This is a genomic window from Pseudolysobacter antarcticus, from assembly GCF_004168365.1.
In the GTDB taxonomy this organism is placed as follows: Bacteria; Pseudomonadota; Gammaproteobacteria; order Xanthomonadales; family Rhodanobacteraceae; genus Pseudolysobacter; species Pseudolysobacter antarcticus.
Genome location: NZ_CP035704.1, coordinates 1,531,651 through 1,549,477, shown reverse-complemented (window position 1 = coordinate 1,549,477; position 17,827 = coordinate 1,531,651). Strand labels below are relative to the sequence as shown.

15 protein-coding genes are annotated in these 17,827 nt (G+C 58.3%); 7 read left to right on the top strand and 8 right to left on the bottom strand.

Going from position 1 to position 17,827, the window contains the following annotated elements; genetic code table 11:
- Positions 1 to 28 precede the first annotated feature (28 nt).
- Both mutS and ELE36_RS06590 read left to right on the top strand, forming a co-directional pair.
- Entirely contained in the window at positions 29 to 2,647 is a 2,619-nt protein-coding gene (gene mutS / locus ELE36_RS06595) for a DNA mismatch repair protein MutS (protein WP_425480897.1), read from the top strand.
- A gap of 49 nt (positions 2,648 to 2,696) precedes the next feature.
- The gene (locus tag ELE36_RS06590) at positions 2,697 to 3,773 is read left to right on the top strand and encodes an alpha/beta fold hydrolase (RefSeq protein WP_129832315.1); all 1,077 of its coding nucleotides are present in this window, start codon (positions 2,697 to 2,699) and stop codon (positions 3,771 to 3,773) included.
- A gap of 47 nt (positions 3,774 to 3,820) precedes the next feature.
- Here ELE36_RS06590 and ELE36_RS06585 read toward each other — a convergent pair whose 3' ends face one another.
- Positions 3,821 to 4,210, bottom strand: coding sequence for an RNA-binding S4 domain-containing protein (locus ELE36_RS06585; protein ID WP_129832314.1), 390 nt, complete (start codon positions 4,208 to 4,210; stop codon positions 3,821 to 3,823).
- A 40-nt stretch (positions 4,211 to 4,250) separates the two neighbouring features.
- Between ELE36_RS06585 and ELE36_RS06580 the strand changes: the two genes are divergently transcribed.
- From ELE36_RS06580 to ELE36_RS06570, 3 genes are all read left to right on the top strand, one after another.
- Positions 4,251 to 4,661: a DUF2147 domain-containing protein gene (locus tag ELE36_RS06580; protein ID WP_242512376.1), complete on the top strand. Its 411-nt coding sequence runs from the start codon at positions 4,251 to 4,253 to the stop codon at positions 4,659 to 4,661.
- A gap of 148 nt (positions 4,662 to 4,809) precedes the next feature.
- Positions 4,810 to 5,964, top strand: a complete 1,155-nt coding sequence (locus tag ELE36_RS06575) for a dipeptidase (protein ID WP_129832312.1) — start codon at positions 4,810 to 4,812, stop codon at positions 5,962 to 5,964.
- Positions 5,965 to 6,008: 44 nt separating this feature from the next.
- Positions 6,009 to 6,389 carry a RidA family protein gene (locus ELE36_RS06570; protein WP_129832311.1) on the top strand — a complete coding sequence of 127 codons (381 nt, stop codon included), beginning with the start codon at positions 6,009 to 6,011 and terminating at the stop codon, positions 6,387 to 6,389.
- Between the two features lie 122 nt (positions 6,390 to 6,511).
- Here the strand turns inward: ELE36_RS06570 and ELE36_RS06565 are convergent, their stop codons facing one another.
- Positions 6,512 to 8,725: a tetratricopeptide repeat protein gene (locus tag ELE36_RS06565; protein ID WP_129832310.1), complete on the bottom strand. Its 2,214-nt coding sequence runs from the start codon at positions 8,723 to 8,725 to the stop codon at positions 6,512 to 6,514.
- Between the two features lie 146 nt (positions 8,726 to 8,871).
- Between ELE36_RS06565 and ELE36_RS06560 the strand changes: the two genes are divergently transcribed.
- Positions 8,872 to 9,441 (top strand): TIGR00645 family protein, encoded by a 570-nt coding sequence (locus ELE36_RS06560; RefSeq protein ID WP_129832309.1) that lies wholly within the window; start codon positions 8,872 to 8,874, stop codon positions 9,439 to 9,441.
- A gap of 60 nt (positions 9,442 to 9,501) precedes the next feature.
- Here the strand turns inward: ELE36_RS06560 and htpG are convergent, their stop codons facing one another.
- Complete coding sequence (gene htpG, locus ELE36_RS06555; RefSeq protein WP_129832308.1) at positions 9,502 to 11,421, bottom strand: molecular chaperone HtpG; 1,920 nt, start codon at positions 11,419 to 11,421, stop codon at positions 9,502 to 9,504.
- Positions 11,422 to 11,698: 277 nt separating this feature from the next.
- Between htpG and ELE36_RS06550 the strand changes: the two genes are divergently transcribed.
- Complete coding sequence (locus ELE36_RS06550; RefSeq protein WP_165371506.1) at positions 11,699 to 12,073, top strand: plastocyanin/azurin family copper-binding protein; 375 nt, start codon at positions 11,699 to 11,701, stop codon at positions 12,071 to 12,073.
- A 69-nt stretch (positions 12,074 to 12,142) separates the two neighbouring features.
- Here ELE36_RS06550 and ELE36_RS06545 read toward each other — a convergent pair whose 3' ends face one another.
- The 5 genes from ELE36_RS06545 to rimM all read right to left on the bottom strand — a co-directional run bounded on the left by ELE36_RS06545 (position 12,143) and on the right by rimM (position 17,825).
- The gene (locus ELE36_RS06545; RefSeq protein ID WP_129832306.1) at positions 12,143 to 13,675 is read right to left on the bottom strand and encodes a DUF1501 domain-containing protein; all 1,533 of its coding nucleotides are present in this window, start codon (positions 13,673 to 13,675) and stop codon (positions 12,143 to 12,145) included.
- 9 nt (positions 13,676 to 13,684) lie between these two features.
- Entirely contained in the window at positions 13,685 to 15,586 is a 1,902-nt protein-coding gene (locus ELE36_RS06540) for a DUF1800 domain-containing protein (RefSeq protein ID WP_165371505.1), read from the bottom strand.
- A gap of 519 nt (positions 15,587 to 16,105) precedes the next feature.
- The gene (gene rplS / locus ELE36_RS06535; RefSeq protein WP_129832304.1) at positions 16,106 to 16,471 is read right to left on the bottom strand and encodes a 50S ribosomal protein L19; all 366 of its coding nucleotides are present in this window, start codon (positions 16,469 to 16,471) and stop codon (positions 16,106 to 16,108) included.
- Positions 16,472 to 16,517: 46 nt separating this feature from the next.
- Positions 16,518 to 17,279, bottom strand: coding sequence for a tRNA (guanosine(37)-N1)-methyltransferase TrmD (trmD, locus tag ELE36_RS06530; protein ID WP_129832303.1), 762 nt, complete (start codon positions 17,277 to 17,279; stop codon positions 16,518 to 16,520).
- Positions 17,280 to 17,309: 30 nt separating this feature from the next.
- On the bottom strand, positions 17,310 to 17,825 hold the full coding sequence (gene rimM, locus ELE36_RS06525) for a ribosome maturation factor RimM (RefSeq protein WP_129832302.1): 516 nt from the start codon (positions 17,823 to 17,825) through the stop codon (positions 17,310 to 17,312).
- Positions 17,826 to 17,827: the final 2 nt, after the last annotated feature.

Here is a 17,827-nt window from a genome sequence, read left to right as displayed (position 1 = left end):
TCAACGGCACGCGAATACCTTCATCGAGATGCATACATTGAACGATCAGACACAAGCCCGTGGCCAGGTGCCGCAGGAACACACTCCTCTCATGCGCCAGTATTTTTCGGCGAAAGTGGATTTTCCGGATACGCTCATGTTTTTCCGCATGGGCGATTTCTACGAGCTGTTCTATGACGATGCGCGCAAGGCCGCGCGGCTACTCGACATTACATTGACGCAGCGCGGCGCGTCGGCCGGCGCACCGATTCCGATGTGTGGCGTGCCGTATCACGCGGCGGAAGGTTATCTCGCACGGCTGATCCGGCTCGGCGAATCGATCGCGATCTGCGAACAGATCGGCGATCCGGCGCTGGCGAAAGGTCTGGTCGAGCGCAAAGTCGTGCGCGTGGTCACGCCCGGCACGGTCACTGACGAATCGTTGCTGGAAGAACGCCGTGACAATCTGTTGCTTGCGATCAGTGCCGGCAAGCACGGTTATGGGCTGGCGTGGGTGGATTTATCGGCAGGACGTTTCCTGCTCAGCGAAGTTGCAAATGCGGAAGCGCTGGCATCCGAACTCGCGCGCCTGAGCCCAGCCGAATCATTGATCGCCGACGATGGCGTCTGGCCGAAATTTGTCAGCGAACTGCCCGGCCTGCGGCGTCGCGCGCCGTGGCATTTCGACAGCGAAACCGGCTATCGCCAACTCTGCAAATTTTTCGGCACGCGCGACCTGCGCGGATTCGGTTGCGAGGATTTTCCACTCGCGATCGCGGCCGCCGGTGCGCTGCTTGGTTACGTCGAGGAAACGCAGAAAAGCCAATTGCCGCATCTCAACAGCATGGCGCTGGAACAGGCCTACGAAACCATCGCGCTGGATGCCGCCACACGCCGCAATCTCGAACTCGACAGCAACGCCAGCGGGCGCAGCGAGCACACTTTGCTCGGCGTGCTCGACCAGACCGCCACGCCGATGGGCGCGCGGACCCTGCGGCGCTGGCTGCATCGGCCGTTGCGAAATCACGACGTGTTGCGCAGGCGTTATCAGGCGATCGACACGTTGATCCAGCAACGCCGTTTCGAAGGTCTGCGCGAAACCCTGCGCGGCGTCGGTGATCTCGAACGCATCCTCGCGCGTATCGCGCTGCGCTCGGCGCGACCACGCGATCTTTCCACTTTGCGCGATGGCCTCGCCGCTGCACCAAAACTGCGTGAACAACTCGGCGCGCACGACAGTCCGCTGCTGCTCGAACTACTCGCGCGTCTCGGCGAACATGCCGACACCGTGGTGTATCTCGCCAGCGCCGTGATCGATTCGCCACCAGCGTTGTTGCGCGACGGCGGCGTGATCCGCACCGGTTTCGATGCCGAGCTGGACGAACTGCGCGCGCTGTCGACCAACGCCGACCAGTTTCTGATCGACCTCGAAGAACGCGAAAAAATCGCGAGTGGCATCCCGCTGAAAGTCGGCTACAACCGCGTGCACGGCTATTACATCGAGATCACCAATTCCTACATCGCACGCGTACCGACGCACTACACGCGCCGGCAAACCTTGAAAGGCGCTGAGCGTTACATCACCGAAGAACTGAAAGGTTTCGAGGACAAGGTTTTATCGGCACGCGAACGTTCGCTGATGCGCGAGCGCGCCTTGTACGAAGCGCTGCTGGATCGATTGCTGGAGCAATTGCAGCCGCTGAAATCCGCTGCCGAAGCAATGGCCGAACTCGACGTGCTGGCGAATCTCGCCGAGCGCGCCGACACACTGAACTGGAACGCGCCGACCCTCGGCGATAGCGCCGGAATTCAGATCGTGCGCGGCCGTCATCCGGTGGTTGAACAGGTGCGCAGTGAACCGTTCGAACCGAACGATCTGCGGTTCGACGAAACTCGGCGCATGCTCATCGTCACCGGCCCGAACATGGGCGGCAAGTCCACCTACATGCGTCAGGCCGCGCTGATCGTGCTGCTCGCACATGTCGGTAGCTACGTGCCGGCAGATAGCGCGCGGATCGGCACGATCGATCGGATTTTCACGCGCATCGGCGCGGGTGACGATCTCGCGCGCGGGCAATCCACCTTCATGGTCGAGATGTCCGAGACGGCCAACATTTTGCACAATGCGACATTGTATAGTCTGGTGCTGATGGACGAAGTTGGGCGCGGCACCTCAACGTACGATGGTCTTGCACTTGCCAAAGCCTGCGCCGTGCAACTGGCCGTGAAGAACCGTGCCTTCACTCTCTTCGCCACGCATTATTTCGAGCTGACCGAACTCGCCGCGCAGTACGACGGCATCGTCAACGTGCATCTGGATGCGGTCGAACACGGCGACAAACTGGTGTTCATGCACGCGGTGAAAGAAGGCCCGGCCAACCGCAGTTTCGGCTTGCAGGTGGCCGCGCTGGCGGGTTTGCCGAAAGCCGTGATTGCCGATGCCAGGCGTTATCTCGATGCCCTCGAAGTCGGCACGAGCAAACCCGCGATGGTTCGCCATGGCAAGGAAACTACGTCGCCGCAACTCGGCTTGTTTGCGCCGCCACTAGCGCCAGCGTTGCCGTCGGCGGTAGAGTCGGCGCTGCGCGCGCTGGATGGCGACGAACTCACGCCACGCGCGGCGCTCGATGCGATTTATCAGCTCAAGTCGTTGCTACCGAATACCTAAGTTCAGACCAGGCTCGTTTGCAATTCACGCCCTGCCCCGAGTAAATCCTATGTCGCGACTTTGTTTGTTTTTCGCCGTCCTGATCTTCTCGTCGTGCGCTTGCGCGGCAACCGCCGCGACGTGGCCGACACCGTACGAAGGCGATTTCACGATCGCGGATTTTCATTTCCGCAGCGGTGAATCGCTGCCCGAATTGCGCCAGCATTACCGCACGCTCGGCAAGCTGCATCGCGATGCGCGCGGGAATGCCGACAACGCCGTGCTGATCCTGCACGGCACCGGCGGCGCGGGCACGCAATTCCTCAAGGAATATTTTGCCGGCGAGCTGTTCGGGCCGGGACAACCGCTGGATGCAACGAAATTTTTCATCGTGCTGCCCGACGGCATCGGCCACGGCAAGTCGAGCAAACCGAGCGATGGCCTGCATGCGCGATTTCCACACTACAGCTATGACGACATGGTTCTCGCGCAATATCGCTTGCTGACCGAGCAGCTCAAGATCGACCGCCTGCGCCTGGTGATGGGTACATCGATGGGCGGCATGCACACATGGGTGTGGGCTGAGACGTATCCCGACTTCATGCAAGCGGCGCTGCCGCTGGCGAGTGTTCCGGTGCAGATCGCCGGACGCAATCGCATTTTCCGGCACATGATCACGCAGGCGATCAAGACCGATCCGCAATGGAACAACGGCGAATACACGCTGCAACCGCAAGGCTTGCTCAGCGCGCTGTATACCTTGTTCGAGATGGGGTCGAGCCCGCTGCAATTGCAGAAAGCCGCGCCCGATCGTGACAGCGCCGACAAGCTCATCGACGACTGGATCAAGATACGACTGGCTGAAACCGACGCCAACGATTTGCTATATCAGGTGGACGCGTCGCGCGATTACGATCCGCAGCCGAAACTCGCCACGATCAAGGCGCCGTTGCTTGCGATCAATTCTGCGGATGACCAGATCAATCCGCCCGAGCTCGGTATCTTCGAGCGCGAGCTGAAACATGTGCCGCACGGACGCGCGGTGATGATTCCGATCAGCCCGACCACGCACGGCCACGGCACGCACACCTGGGCGGTTTTGTGGAAGGATCAGCTTGTGCGCTTGCTGCGGGAAACGAAGCAGTAGTTTCGACAAGCATGCGAACAGTGAGAGTCGTCGGTATGGCGTTGCCGCTAGTTGCGCAAGAAGCGGTGAATCAAACGTCGCGCACGTTTGTCGGGTCGCGAATCGGGCCGCGCGGTGCCGAGTAGTCGATCCTGCTCGCGCTTCGCTTCGCGCGCGCTGCGGCTCTCGTCAGTTTCGCGATACAGCACTTGCGCGGCGCTGGCCGGGCCGCGTTTCTCGCTCAGCGCCAGCACCTCGACTATCATGCGTTCCTCGCCGCGCGAAACCTTGACGCGCTCGCCGCTGCGCACGAGCTTGGCGGGTTTACAGGCGATGTCGCCGATGCTGATCTTGCCGGCTTCGAGAGCCTGCTTGGCGAGCGAACGGGTCTTGAAAAAACGCGCGGCCCATAACCACACATCGATACGTACCGCTGGAAGTTCCTGAGTCATGTTCATGATTATCGCGCGAACCCGAACCTTTTTGCTGAGTGTTTTCTTGCTGATTTCTACGCCGTTGCTGGCCGCTACGGAAACCCCTGTCGGTGTGTGGAAAAATATCGACGATGTCACCGGCCAGGCCAAGGCCTTGATCGAAATCAGCGCAAACGCGGGCGTGCTTGAAGGCCGCATCGTGCAATTGTTTCGCCAGCCCGACGAAGAACAGAATCCGATCTGCATCAAATGTGCCGGCGTATTGCACGACCAACTAGTGCTCGGCATGACGATACTGACCGGCTTGAAAAAAGACGGCGACGAATGGGATGACGGCGCCATCCTCGATCCGAACAACGGCAAGGTCTATCGCTGCAAGATCGCCCTCGTCGATGGCGGCACAAAACTCGAGGTCCGCGGTTTTATCGGCATCTCGTTGTTCGGCCGTACGCAGGTGTGGGAACGCCAACCCTGACTTTTCGGATGCGATAAATTCGGATGCGATCAAATTCGCGAGCCATCGCACAATTTGATGCGTTGCGCCGTGTGCCGAACGTGGATTGTCGTTAGGGTATGCCGAACATATTTCCCGGGTTCATCCCGATCACCACTCAGGGGCAGGCATGCATTCCAGCGATAACGACCGACGCCAGTTTCTCGTCACTGCCAGCGCGCTGGCGACTCTCGCTTTATTGCCGGCGGCGATGAATGGCGCCACTGCCGCGAGCAACCCGGCACCGAGCTGGAACCGATATCGTCGTGCGGTCGTGATCGACGGGCTGGGTTCGCCGGGCTCCATTGATGGTTTGGATGGCCACGCGCTGAGCGGCGCCGATCTACTCGATATCAAAACCTCCGGCCTGACCGCAGTCAATGTCACGGTCAGCGGCGTCGGCAGTTACGCCAACGACTTCGAGAACACGCTGAAAAATATTGCTTACTGGGATGCGCAGATTGCCGCACATCCGAATGCGCTCATGAAAATCCGCAGTGCCACCGACCTGACCGAAGCGAAACGCAGCGCGCGGCTGGGGTTGATCTACGGTTTCCAGGACGCGACACCGTTCGGCGAAAATCTCGATCGTTTCGAGATGTTCTACAACCTCGGCGTGCGCGTCATTCTGTACACCTACAATCGGCGCAACCTGATCGGCGATGGTTGCCTCGAATCCGGCGATGCTGGCCTGAGCCAGCTCGGGCGCGAACTGGTCGAACGCATGAACGAGGGCGGCATGCTGATCGATCTCGCCCACAGCGGACGACGCACCACGCTGGAGTCGATTGAGCTATCTAAAAAGCCGGTCGCGATCACGCACGCCGGATGCTCGGCGGTAGTCGACCTGCCGCGCAACAAGACCGACGAAGCATTGCGCAAGCTCGCCGACAAGGGCGGTGTGATCGGCATTTACCTGATGCCGTATCTGCGCAATATCGGCCAGCCGATGGCCGAGGATGTGATCCTGCATATCGAGCATGCATTGAAAATTTGCGGTGAGGATCATGTCGGCATCGGCACCGATGGCAGCATCGGCGCGGTCAACGCCACGCAGAAATACAAGGACGATCTGCGCGCTGAAATCGCCGATCGCAAACGTCGCGGCATCTCCGCTCCGGGCGAACGCGACGATGCGTTCACCTTCGTACCGGACCTCAACACGCCGCAGCGTTTCGACACGCTCGCCACGCTGCTCGCCAAACGCGGGCACAAGGATGCGCGCATCGAAAAAATTCTCGGCGGAAATTTTGCGCGCTTGTTTGGTGAAACCTGGCTGGCGTAAATCCAATATCGCTAGCGCTATTTTTTCAGCACCGGAGAACAGACTTGATCGAGCACCATAACCTGCCGCAAACGCAGGCACTCGGCCTGCCCTTCAGCGACGCCGTGCGGTTGGGCCAGACGCTGTGTGTTTCCGGCCAGATCGGCAATCAACCGGGCACGCTGCAACTCGTGCCGGGTGGTATCGCTGCTGAAAGTCGGCAGGCGCTGCAGAACATGCAAGCGGTGCTGGACCAATGCGGATCTTCAATCGCGCAGGTTGTGAAGTGCACGATTTTTCTCGCCGACATGAGCGAATGGCCGGCCTTCAATGCGGTGTATCGCGAGTTTTTCAAAACGCCGTTGCCGGCACGCAGTGCGCTTGGCGCGAATGGGCTGGCGCTTGGTGCACGAGTTGAATTGGAGTGCATCGCGGCAATTGAATAAGCACCGATGCATGGTATCGCGTACTGCAGAAAATCCGCACGCAAAAAAAAGATTCGTCATCCCAGCCTTCGCCGGGATGACGAGCAAGAGCCAACCTCCTGCTTCAATCCTTCACTATGTTCTTAAACAGCGCCGCGGAGAAAGACCTGTAGTGCTGTCAGCGGCGTCGGATCATTGAACAATTTTTCGGCGCTCTGGGAAATGCGCAAACGCAAATCATCGCGACGTTTTTTATCCGCGCACAACGCCACGACCAATTCGACATACGCATCGGCATCTGTGGTGATGAGTTCATCAATACCGAGCAAACGCAGCATGCCCGCAGTTTGGCGACCGCGCGCCATCGGCCCTTCCAGCGTCACTACCGGTGTGCCAACGCCCAGCGCATCCAGACTGGTGCCGCCGCCACAAAACCACGGGGTATCGAGCACCAGATCGGCTGCCTGCACGCCACCAAGAAATTCACTGTAGACACGCAGCGGCAGCAGCTCAACGCTGTCTTCGACACGCAAGCCTTCCGCCGCAAATGCCGGCGCGATGCGACGCATGAATATTTGCCCGAGATGCGCGCAACGATCGAACAATACAATGCGTGCACCGCTGCGCGCCGCGATGCACGCGAGAATTCGGTCGAATTCCGGCACGAGTTTGATCAGATTCTGCAAGCAAAGCAGCACCGGTTTATTCGGCGAATTTTCGCGTAGCCAGGCACCATCGCCAGCCACCGGCGGTGGCGCCGGCCGCGCGCCGAGACCCGGCAACGACAGCAATTTTTCGCGGTAGTGCTTTTGCGCATGCGTGGGTTCGAGCGCATCGGCGCCGAGGAAATAATCGATGCTCGGCAAACCGCTGCTGACCGGATGGCCGTACGCCAGACATTGCAGCGGCGCCAGTCGCCACGATGCCAGCAAAAGCTGGCGCGGATCGAGCCCGATATCGAGATAGATCAGCGCGTCGAGATCGGCGGCGCGGATCATCTGCGCCAGTGAGAGCGGCAGCCGATCGGTCTGCAGATAATGCGTACTCGCCGCCGCGATGGATTCAGTGAGGGCATCGCTGCTGTCGCCGGTATGCCAGACGAATGTCTCGAAACGAGTCGTGTCGAGATCGGTGATATAACGCGAGAAATAACGTGCCACGGTATGCGTGCGCAGATAAGCGCTGACAAAACCGATGCGCAACTTCGCACCCGGCGCGCGCTGCGGTTTTGTTGGCGCGCAGGCAAACTGCGGTGCCGCGGCCAGTGCCACGCGCTGCACCAGTTCGGCGTAACGCTGCTGCAAGACGCTGTTGTCACGTGGCAGATAATGCAGTTGGAACGGACACGTCGCCGCCGCCGCATCGAGTGCCGATGCAATCGCTGCGGGTGTATCGAGTTTGAGTCCGGCATGCAGATCTTCGAGACCTTGTCCAAACCGCACGAGCGCGGCATCGACCGCGGCTTCGTCGTTAGGCATCGTCGGCAACAGCAAACGCTCGCTCCAGCGCAGGCGCTGCCATTGTGGTTCTGCCGCGCGCGCCTTACCGAGCACGCTGCAGGCCTGCGCATAGTCGCCGGCGGATTCGAGCGCGAGGCCGTATTCGAATTGCTTGCCAGCGTCCTCTGGCGCGAGTTGACGGGCGCGCGCGAGCAACGGCAACGCGGCATCGAGATCGTTCTGCAATCGCGCGGCCACGCCCTGCACTTCCCACCAGCGCGCTTCTTGCGGGGCGAGTCGCGCGGCGGTGGCGCCGAGTGAACGCGCCGGCGCGTAGTCACCGAGATCGAGATGAATCAACGCAAGATTTCCAGCCAGCGCTGCGTGTTCGGAATGCATGCGCTGCGTGGGCGCGAGCAGGTCGCGCGCCTCACTTGCGCGGTGTTGTCGACGCAACAAATTGCCGAGATTGATCAGCGCATCGAGATATTCCGGACGTATCGCCAACGCGTGTCGATAAGCTTTTTCCGCGGCTGCCGGATTGCCCTCGGTTTCATGCAGCAATGCGACATTGAACGCCGCTTCGACATACTCCGGGCGTATCGCCAATGCGCGTTCGAATGCCTGCAGCGCGGCGGAATTTTCTGATCGTGCCTTGTGCGCGAGCGCGAGATTGTTGAAGGCCTGGGCAAAGCCCGGACGAATTTCCACGGCGCGCCGATAGTGCTTGATCGCCTTTATCGTATTGCCGGTCTGATAGGCCAGCACGCCGAGCAGATGCCAGGCATCGGCATGATTCGGATCGAGTTTCACCACACGCAGGTAATGGCTTTCGGCAAGACCGAATTTGCCTTCGCGATGCAAGGCTTGCGCCTGCTGGAACAGGGCCAGCGGATTGGATGAGGTATTGCCAGCCATGACGCTCGATCGTGAAAATCCTAAGCACGATTATAGTTTGTCGACTGAGGTTTCAGGCAGCCTTGCGGCGAATAATTCGGGCGTAACAGGCAACTGATAGAATCGTGCTCAATCGAAATTATTGTACGTTCGCGAGGAAACCGAAAATGCCGAAGCCGCCCAATCCACCCATGGCGTTTTTGCCCGCGTTGATCTTTTCGTCACGCTGGCTGCAGTTGCCGTTGTATCTCGGCCTGATCGTGGCGCAAGGCGTGTATGTCGTGCAGTTCGCACGCGAGCTGTGGCACTTGTTGACGCAAGCGCTGGTTGGCGGGGGTCTGCAAGTCGACGGCACGGCGCATTCGCCCGAAGTCGCGATCATGCTCAGCGTGCTCGGCCTGATCGATGTAGTGATGATCTCGAACCTGCTGATCATGGTGATCGTCGGCGGTTACGAAACCTTTGTCTCGCGCCTGAATCTGGAAACACATCCCGATCAGCCGGAATGGTTGTCGCACGTCAACGCGGCGGTGCTGAAAGTGAAACTCGCGACGGCCATCATCGGCATCTCGTCGATCCACCTGCTCAAGACTTTTATCGAAGCGGATACCAAGACGACGCAGGAAATGCTCTGGCAGACGCTGATCCATCTGACGTTTGTGGTGTCGGCCGTCGCGATCGCGTGGATCGACCGCATCATGGCGCCCGCGCCGATAACGCGGGATGCGTCAGTTTGAAATAGCTTCTGATTGCCTGATTGACCGTCATCCCAGCCTGCGCCGGGATGACGGCAATAATTACTTCAAGCCTTCTAGCAACAGCGCGTTGACACGACGCACGTAAGCGGCCGGGTCGTCGAGCTGGCCGCCTTCGGCGAGTTGCGCCTGTTCCAGCAATAGCAGTCCAAGATCGTTCGCACGCGCCTCGTTGGTTTCCGTTTCCAGACGCTGCACGAGCGGATGGCCCGGATTGATTTCGAGGATCGGCTGTTGCGATGGCACGTCGTGACCGGCCTGCTTGAGCAGTCGCTGCATATGCGCGGCCATGTCGTGTTCGTCGAGCACGAGGCACGACGGCGATTCGGTCAGACGATGGCTCACGCGCACATCGCGCACTTTGTCCGCAAGCAACGTCTTGAGTTTGCCGAGCAAACCCTCTGCAGCTTTTTCCGCTTCCTTGCGTTTTTCGCTGTCGCCCGCATCCGCGAGTTTGTCGATCTCGATATCGCCTTTCGCCACCGACTTGAGTTTCTTGCCGGCGTATTCGTTGAGATAGCCGATCATCCATTCGTCGATGCGATCGACCAGCAGCAACACCTCGACGCCACGTGCCTTGAGCGCTTCGAGTTGCGGACTGTTGCGCGCGGCCAGCCAGCTGTCGGCAGTGATGTAATAGATCGCCTCCTGACCAGGTTTCATGCGGCCGATGTAGTCGTCGAGCGATACGGTTTGCGCCTTGTCTTCGCTGCTCGTGCTGGCGAAACGCAGCAGCTTCGCGAGCTTGTCCTTGTTCGCGAAATCCTCCGCCACACCTTCCTTGAGCACGTTACCGAACTCATTCCAGAAACCCTGATATTTGTCCTTGTCGTCGTTGGAAATTTTTTCCAGAAGATCGAGCACACGTTTGCTCGCGCCACTCTTGATCTGCGCGACGAGCTTGTTCTGTTGCAGAATTTCGCGACTGACGTTGAGCGGCAGATCATCCGAATCGATCACGCCGCTGACAAAACGCAGATACGCCGGCAGCAACTGCTCGCTCGCGTCCATGATGAAGACGCGACGGATATACAGTTTCAGACCCTTGCGCTCTTCGCGGCCCGACCACATCGCATCCATCGGCGCCTTGCTCGGCACGAACAGCAGCGAGGTATAACTCTGATTGCCTTCAACGCGGTTGTGCGCCCATGCGAGCGGATCGTTGAAGTCGTGCGAGATGTGTTTGTAGAACGCCTGATAATCCTCGTCCTTCAATTCGGATTTCGGCCGCGTCCACAATGCCGAAGCGTGGTTGACGGTATCCCATTCAAGCGCAAGTTTTTCTTCGCCTTCGTTCGCCTCGGTTTCGTCGTGCCCGATCTCCTTGGGCATGCGGATCGGGAAACCGATGTGATCGGAATATTTTGAGATCAGTTCGCGCAAACGCCACGGTTGCAGGAATTCGAGTTCTTCGTCTTTCAGATGCAAGACGACGGTGGTGCCACGCGCCACTGACTCGAGCGTTTCCAAAGTGTATTCGCCGGTGCCGGTGGATTCCCAGCGCACGCCGCTATCCGCTGCATCGCCGGCGCGACGCGTGGTCAGCGTGATCTTGTCGGCGACGATAAACGCCGAATAAAAACCCACGCCAAACTGGCCGATCAACTGTGCATCCTTGCGCTGATCGCCCGACAATTGTTCGAGAAAACGACGCGTGCCGGAGCGCGCGATCGTGCCGATATTCTCGATCACTTCATCGCGGCTCATGCCGATGCCGTTGTCACGGATCGACAGCGTGTGTGCCTCTTTGTCGAAGCTGATTTCGATGCGTAGTTCGGCATCGTCCTGGCTCAAAGCCGGATTGCCGATCGCGGCGAAACGCAATTTGTCGCAGGCATCAGACGCATTCGAAATCAGTTCGCGCAGGAAAATTTCCTTGTGCGAATACAGCGAATGAATCACCAGTTGCAGCACTTGCTGCACTTCGGCCTGGAATTTATGCGTTTCTGGGGTCGTGGTCATGGTTTCTCTTGACGGCAGAAATTGGGTGTCTACAGTGTGGGGACAGCGGCATGAAAATCAACGTTTGCATTACGTTGACGGTGGATGTCGGTAGCGGATGGAGTTGACAGATTTAATGTATTCGCGATTGTCGATCGGCAAGGATTCAATTCGGCTGGGTTATGATTGTCGCATCACGATATTGGCGATGACGCGCATGAACCGAACCTGCTGCATTTTACCGCCGACACGAGCGTATCGATCTTCCTCAGCGAAATTTATCGCACTGCTATCGCTCATGCTGATCGGCCGTCCATTGTCGGCACTCGCAGCCAATTTCAACGTACTCGCCGGTAGCGGCGGAACGGTATTTTTTCCCGCATCGATCACGATTGCGCCCGGCGATACGATCACGTTCAAGAATTCCGGCGGCTTGCACAATGTCGTTGCGAACGACGGCTCATTTCGTTGCGCGAACGGCTGTGACAACGACGGCAATAGCGGCAATGGCAACGTCAGCGCGTCGAGCTGGCACGCGACCGTGATATTTCCGTCGATCGGCACGTTTGGCTATTTCTGCGAAGAACACGGCACGGCCACCACCGGCATGCGCGGTCAGATCATCGTGAAAACGACCACGCCCGTGCAACTGCAGTCGTTTTACGTGAATTGACCGAGATCGCGGTGGCGACTTTCGCGCGATCAATCCGTTGATCGCTGCGAAACTTCGCGGATGCGATGATCAGCTCAGGAAACCCAGATCTCGATGACTGAAGTTCGGCCCGAGATTGGGCAGAATCAGATCGATATCGCCATCCGACAAACCAAACCATTTTGCCAGCGTTGCGGTGTACTGATCGATCGACGTGGTCGGAATCATCTGGCCATACCCGCCATCGTTCGGGTTGCTGTCCGATGGCAGCAAACTAGGCATCTGTGCCAACCCGTTGCCGGTGAGGCTGTCACCGTAAAATTTATTGCCGTTGACCGCGCCGCCCACCACCAGATGATGCGATGCCCAGCCATGATCGGTGCCGCCGGAATTCGCCGATAACGAACGACCGAAGTCCGAGGCCGTGAACGCGGTTGCCTTGGATGCGAGGCCGACGCTGTTCAACGCGTTGTAAAAACCGCTGAGCGACTTCGACAATAGCGGCAGCAAGCCGAGATCGCCATTCGCGCCCGCGTGCTGCGCGAGCTCGTTGCTGTGCGTGTCGTAGCCGCCGGTGGTCACAAAAAATACTTGGCGTTTTAGCCCGGTGTAACCCGGTACGTTGTTGTTGGCAGCCCAGATCAATTCGGCAATGGTCTGCAGCTGCGTATCGATGTCCGAACCCGTAGCACCCGGAAAATAACTCTTGAATATCGAGTTAAACGGGTCGCCTGCCGAATGCCCCGCGCTGGCGGGGCCGACAGGGCGCGCCGCGGCCAATGCCGTATTGATAATGCCGGCTGTGGCAATGGAATGATTCATCGTACCTGCGTAAGTGCGTTCCAGCACATTAGATTGCGAGCCTTGCGCCTTCAACGCATTAAACGCGGCCTGCATGCCAGTTCCAGCGCCATATTGGTCATAAGGGACTTGGAACGTGGACGCACTATCGGAATCCATGATGTAGCCGTTGACGTTCTGTCCGCGGATGAAAATATCCTCGCCATTCAGCGAACTCAGATTCGGAATCCCTGCCGGATTGGCGCTCGCCAGCAAATCGCAAATACGTCCGCCCCAACCGCTGATCGGCGAATTGCTCGGCGGTGAGGATTGCCAATACGCCGATTGATCGGAATGCGAAAACAACTGCGGCGGCAGCGCCGGATTGCCGTTCATGAACTGGTCTTTGCTGACGGGGCCAATCAAGGTGCCGACATTGGCAATAACTGCCGCATGGCCAGCGTTGAACACGGTTGCCAACTCAGGCATGCCAGCATGCAAACCGTAGATGCTGCCATCCCCGGGACTGCCAAAGTTGTTGCCAGTCGGCGCGGTTAGCGTATGCAATCCGGCCGTGGGCAAAGCGAGCACAGAGCGAATATTCTGATAGTCGGTGCGTGCGGTTCCCAATCCGTTTGACACCGGCACGACCATATTAAAACCATCGTTGCCGCCATATAAAAATACGCATATCAACGCTTTGTAATCGCCGAAACTATAACTATTGGTGACGCTGGTAGCCGCTTGTAACAGCTTGAGATTGCCGAGCGCTGAGAATGCACTGACACCACCCAGTCCAGCATACAAGCTGCGCTGAATAAACTTGCGACGATCGGGACGCATGGCGACCTCCTACTTCTGGATGATGTATTCGGGTGAGGTCAGGATCAGACCAAGCGCACGTTTTATACGCTCGACTCGAAAATCATCCGAACCCGAGTTGGCCGTGCTTAGCGTATTGAGATAGCTGATCAGCGTCTGGCGCATGAATGGCGACATCTGCCCGCCCATGAAACGAATATTGTAGGCATCCACGAGTCGATCCGATGGATCCGCCGTGCCGCCGGTGCTGCTACCGGCAAGCGCGACATCCTGCGCATGGTTGATTTGCACATCACCATAATCATCCGTGGGATCGCAGGTGTCCGATATATCTCCGCCGAAACCGCGCTGGAACGAATTGCCGGTGATGTCGGTAATCGTGGTGTCGGTGGTGGTCTGGAACTCGGGGCCATACAGCCCGGCCGCAGCCATTTCTCCGCCAGGAATAAATCCGGGCTTGAAGAAATTGAATACCGTATTCGCATTCAACGGCATTTGTCCGACCCAGTACTGGGTGTTCCACGCACCGCCATAACCCGCGTAGCGATACGGTTGATTGTTGTATTTGTAGATGATGTCGGGGTTGCCCGGGTTGGGTTGATCCTGATCGTTGCCACACATATGTTTTGCGCCCATCGCGCGCCATACATGCGTGAATACCAGTAGCGGCTCACGCAATTTGCCGTAGGTATCCGGGTTCTGCCACTGGCCAACTCGCGCTTCGGGATCGAGCAGGATTTTCTGCACCACTGCCTTGAGATTGCCGCGTACGCCAGTGCCATCGTTGTTGAAGATGGCCGCGACACGACCGACATAGGCCGGCGTCGGATTACTTGTCACCAATCGCTGGATCAACTGTTTCGAAATGAACGGACCAACGTTCGGGTGGTTGAAAATATTGTCGAGCGCGAATTGCAAGTCCGACGCTGCCGTGCCGCCATTCGCCAGCACCCCGGCGCTGGCTGCGCCGGGATAAATCAGGAGTTGCTTGTTGGATAAATCATTGACCGGATCGGTGCCGTTATCGTGATAACTCGGATCTCCGGTGTGCGGATAATTCTTGACGTCGTAGGCAATCATCGGATGCTGAAAGCTCGCACCGGTATTGTAGTCCGGGCCACAGCCAGAGAAATTGTCGTACCCGTTGGCGTCGCAATCGTAAAAGCTCCAGCCGGTAAAAACATGCGCGAACGCCGAAACCGTGCTCTGCGTATAGGTCGGTTGGCTCGGCGCTTTTGGCGTGCCATCGGCATTCAGCATGACCAGACCGACACTGAAAAGCTGATTGATTTCGCGCGCGTAGTTTTCGTCGGGATGGATATTCTGCGACAGATCGGCGCGCTGATTGCTTTGCATGTTCAGGTAGACGCCCATCTCCGGGCTCAGCGTCACATCCTGCAGCAGCGTTCGATAATTGCCAAACGCGTCTCGGCTGAGGATGTCGTAGTAATACGCCAGCCCGTTCTGGAAACCAGCAAGCGTCGCATTCTGTTGCGACACGACCATGATTTCGCTGAGCGCAAACGCCACGCGCTGACGCAGTTGGTCTTTGTGATCGTGCGTGGAATCGGTCGGATATTGCGGGTCTGGGCCACCCAACGCCCCGAGCCACCACGCCTCGATGCGATGATCGCCATCGGGCCTTTCGCCCAACGGACTGAGCGGGGGCGAACCTAGCGGCGTGCCCTCGGTCCAGTTGATGTAGGTCATTTCATACGTTGGCGTGGCCGCGAACTGCTCGGTGAGCCAGGCCTGATAGCCGATACTGCGCAGATGGGCGATATCTGCCGCGGTCGGACCGAACGTTGCCTGAGTCAGGAAACGTGCCGCATCGGCATCCGTGAATGGGCCGGCGGTTATGCCTTCAAAACGGTCGTGAAAAACCGTGTCAGGCCGGTGACTGAGGCTTTGTGCGCTTGAAGCGACGCTCAAAAAGATGGCGAAAACAAATGCAGGGCAAGCAAGCGCACGCGGCGCCGCCAATGAAACTCTGAACATTGACTACTCCCAGGCCCCCCTGCGGGAGCTACTGTAACCGAAAAATGAGCCGTTGAAAGATGACGCGCGTCGCAACTGCGAGCAGCACTTGTGCGAGCGGCACTTGCGCTTGGACTTGCTCATATAAACGTAGCAAGAAGCGTATTACGAACGCATGGAGATTGATCGCACCTCATGGCTGACACAGGATTGGCGTCCACATTTCGTCAGTGAGAATCCCGCCAAATTTCTTCAAGGGCATGCAGCGTTGCACTGCAGTTCGATCATTTTCAATAGTGACTCGCAGCCTGCACGTGCGAATCGAACCGAGACTGTGACGCGAATATTCTCAGAGAAAAGCTCCATTGCAAAAGCCAATCGCCAAAAACAAAACGGCCACCAGATGGTGGCCGTTCTGCCGACGAGAAGCATAGACGCGACTCGATGCTTCAAGACAATTCTTTGAGAAAGATCTCAGTCGCGCGGACGCGAATTCTGCGACAGATCTTCCTTGATGCGGGCGGCCTTGCCTTCCAGACCACGCAGGTAATACAGCTTGGCGCCACGCACTTTACCGCGACGCTTGACCAAGACCGAATCGATCGACGGGCTGTGCGACTGGAATACGCGCTCAACACCCGTGCCGTGCGAAATCTTGCGCACGGTGAAGGCGGAGTTCAGGCCGCGATTACGCTTGGCGATAACCACGCCTTCGTAAGCCTGCACGCGTTCACGCGCGCCTTCTTTCACTTTGACATTCACGATTACCGTGTCGCCCGGGCCGAAGTCCGGCAACTTGCGGGTCATCTGCTCGGCTTCGAACTGCTGAAGGATGTTCATAACACTCACCACTACTTGTTGGATTTGGTTGGATCGTCGTCCGGTATTAACCGGTGTTCTTGTCTTGCGCCGCGAAATATTCGAGGCGGAATTCTTCAAGCAGCGCACGCGCCGACTTGTCCAGTTGCATTCGCGCCAGCAAATCCGGGCGCCGCAACCATGTTCGTCCCAGTGACTGTTTCAGACGCCAGCGCTTGATAGCTGCATGGTCACCCGATATCAGTACCGCTGGCAGTGTTCCCAATTCGTGCTGCTCGGGCCGCGTGTAATGCGGACAATCGAGCAATCCTTCGGAGAACGAATCCTGCGCTGCGGATTGCGCGTCATTCAACGCACCTTCCTGCAAACGCCCTATCGCATCGATCAACACCGCTGCAGCGAGTTCCCCGCCGGACAGCACGTAATCACCGATCGACAATTCTTCATCTACTTCGTGATCGAGCAATCGCTCGTCCACGCCTTCGTATCTGCCGCACAACAATACCAACCTTGGCAATACGCTCAGCTCCTGCACCTTGCGCTGCGTCAGTCGCGCTCCCTGCGGACTCAGATAAATCACTTTCGCCGGCGCTTCCGCTGCCGCCTTGGCCGCCGCGATCGTGTCGCGTAACGGGCCAATCAACATCAACATGCCGGGACCACCACCATACGGGCGACCATCCACGGTGTGGTAGTTGTCGGTGGCGAACTCGCGCGGATTCCAGCTCGTCACCGAAATCAGACCACGTTCTTGCGCCCGCCCGACCACACCCACCCTGGCACAGCCGTCGACAAATTCCGGGAACAGCGTGATGACGTCAACCCGCACCAGCGCTAATCCTCAACCAAAATCCAGCACTTAAAACTCGGGATCCCAATCTACCGTGATCCGCCGCGTATCCAGATTTATATCGTGTACGAATTGCCCGCTGACGAAAGGAATCAAACGCTCGCGCTCGGCATCCCGCACTACGATCACATCATTCGCACCGGTCGCGAAGATATGGCTGACCCGGCCCAGGCTGATGCCCAGCGTCGTGACAACCTCCAATCCTTCGAGATCGGTCCAGTACACTTCGTCATTTTTGATCTTGGGCAGCGCCGAGCGCCAAACCCAGATCTCTGCCCCTACCAGCGCCGCCGCCTGATCGCGGTCGGTCACGCCTGGCAGCGTGGCGACGATACCTTTGCCTTGGGCGCGCCCATGACAACCTTCAACTTCATGCTCGGCTTGCGCGGTCTTCAACAACCAAGGCTGGTAGTTGAAAATCCGCAATCGCGGCTCGCTATGCGACTCCAGTTTTACCCAGCCCGCGACACCGTACACCCCGACGATCCTGCCGAGCAGGAGACGCCGGTCGCCTTCAATAGCCAAGG

Bases quoted from the DNA above. Each gene is read 5' to 3' on its own strand.
- mutS (WP_425480897.1), top strand. From the start codon at position 29: ATGCATACATTGAACGATCAGACACAAGCCCGTGGCCAGGTGCCGCAG.
- ELE36_RS06585 (WP_129832314.1), bottom strand. From the start codon at position 4,210: ATGAACATGACTCAGGAACTTCCAGCGGTACGTATCGATGTGTGGTTA.
- ELE36_RS06560 (WP_129832309.1), top strand. From the start codon at position 8,872: ATGCCGAAGCCGCCCAATCCACCCATGGCGTTTTTGCCCGCGTTGATC.
- ELE36_RS06565 (WP_129832310.1), bottom strand. From the start codon at position 8,725: ATGGCTGGCAATACCTCATCCAATCCGCTGGCCCTGTTCCAGCAGGCG.
- ELE36_RS06550 (WP_165371506.1), top strand. From the start codon at position 11,699: ATGCTGATCGGCCGTCCATTGTCGGCACTCGCAGCCAATTTCAACGTA.
- rplS (WP_129832304.1), bottom strand. From the start codon at position 16,471: ATGAACATCCTTCAGCAGTTCGAAGCCGAGCAGATGACCCGCAAGTTG.
- htpG (WP_129832308.1), bottom strand. From the start codon at position 11,421: ATGACCACGACCCCAGAAACGCATAAATTCCAGGCCGAAGTGCAGCAA.
- ELE36_RS06545 (WP_129832306.1), bottom strand. From the start codon at position 13,675: ATGCGTCCCGATCGTCGCAAGTTTATTCAGCGCAGCTTGTATGCTGGA.
- ELE36_RS06575 (WP_129832312.1), top strand. From the start codon at position 4,810: ATGCATTCCAGCGATAACGACCGACGCCAGTTTCTCGTCACTGCCAGC.
- ELE36_RS06590 (WP_129832315.1), top strand. From the start codon at position 2,697: ATGTCGCGACTTTGTTTGTTTTTCGCCGTCCTGATCTTCTCGTCGTGC.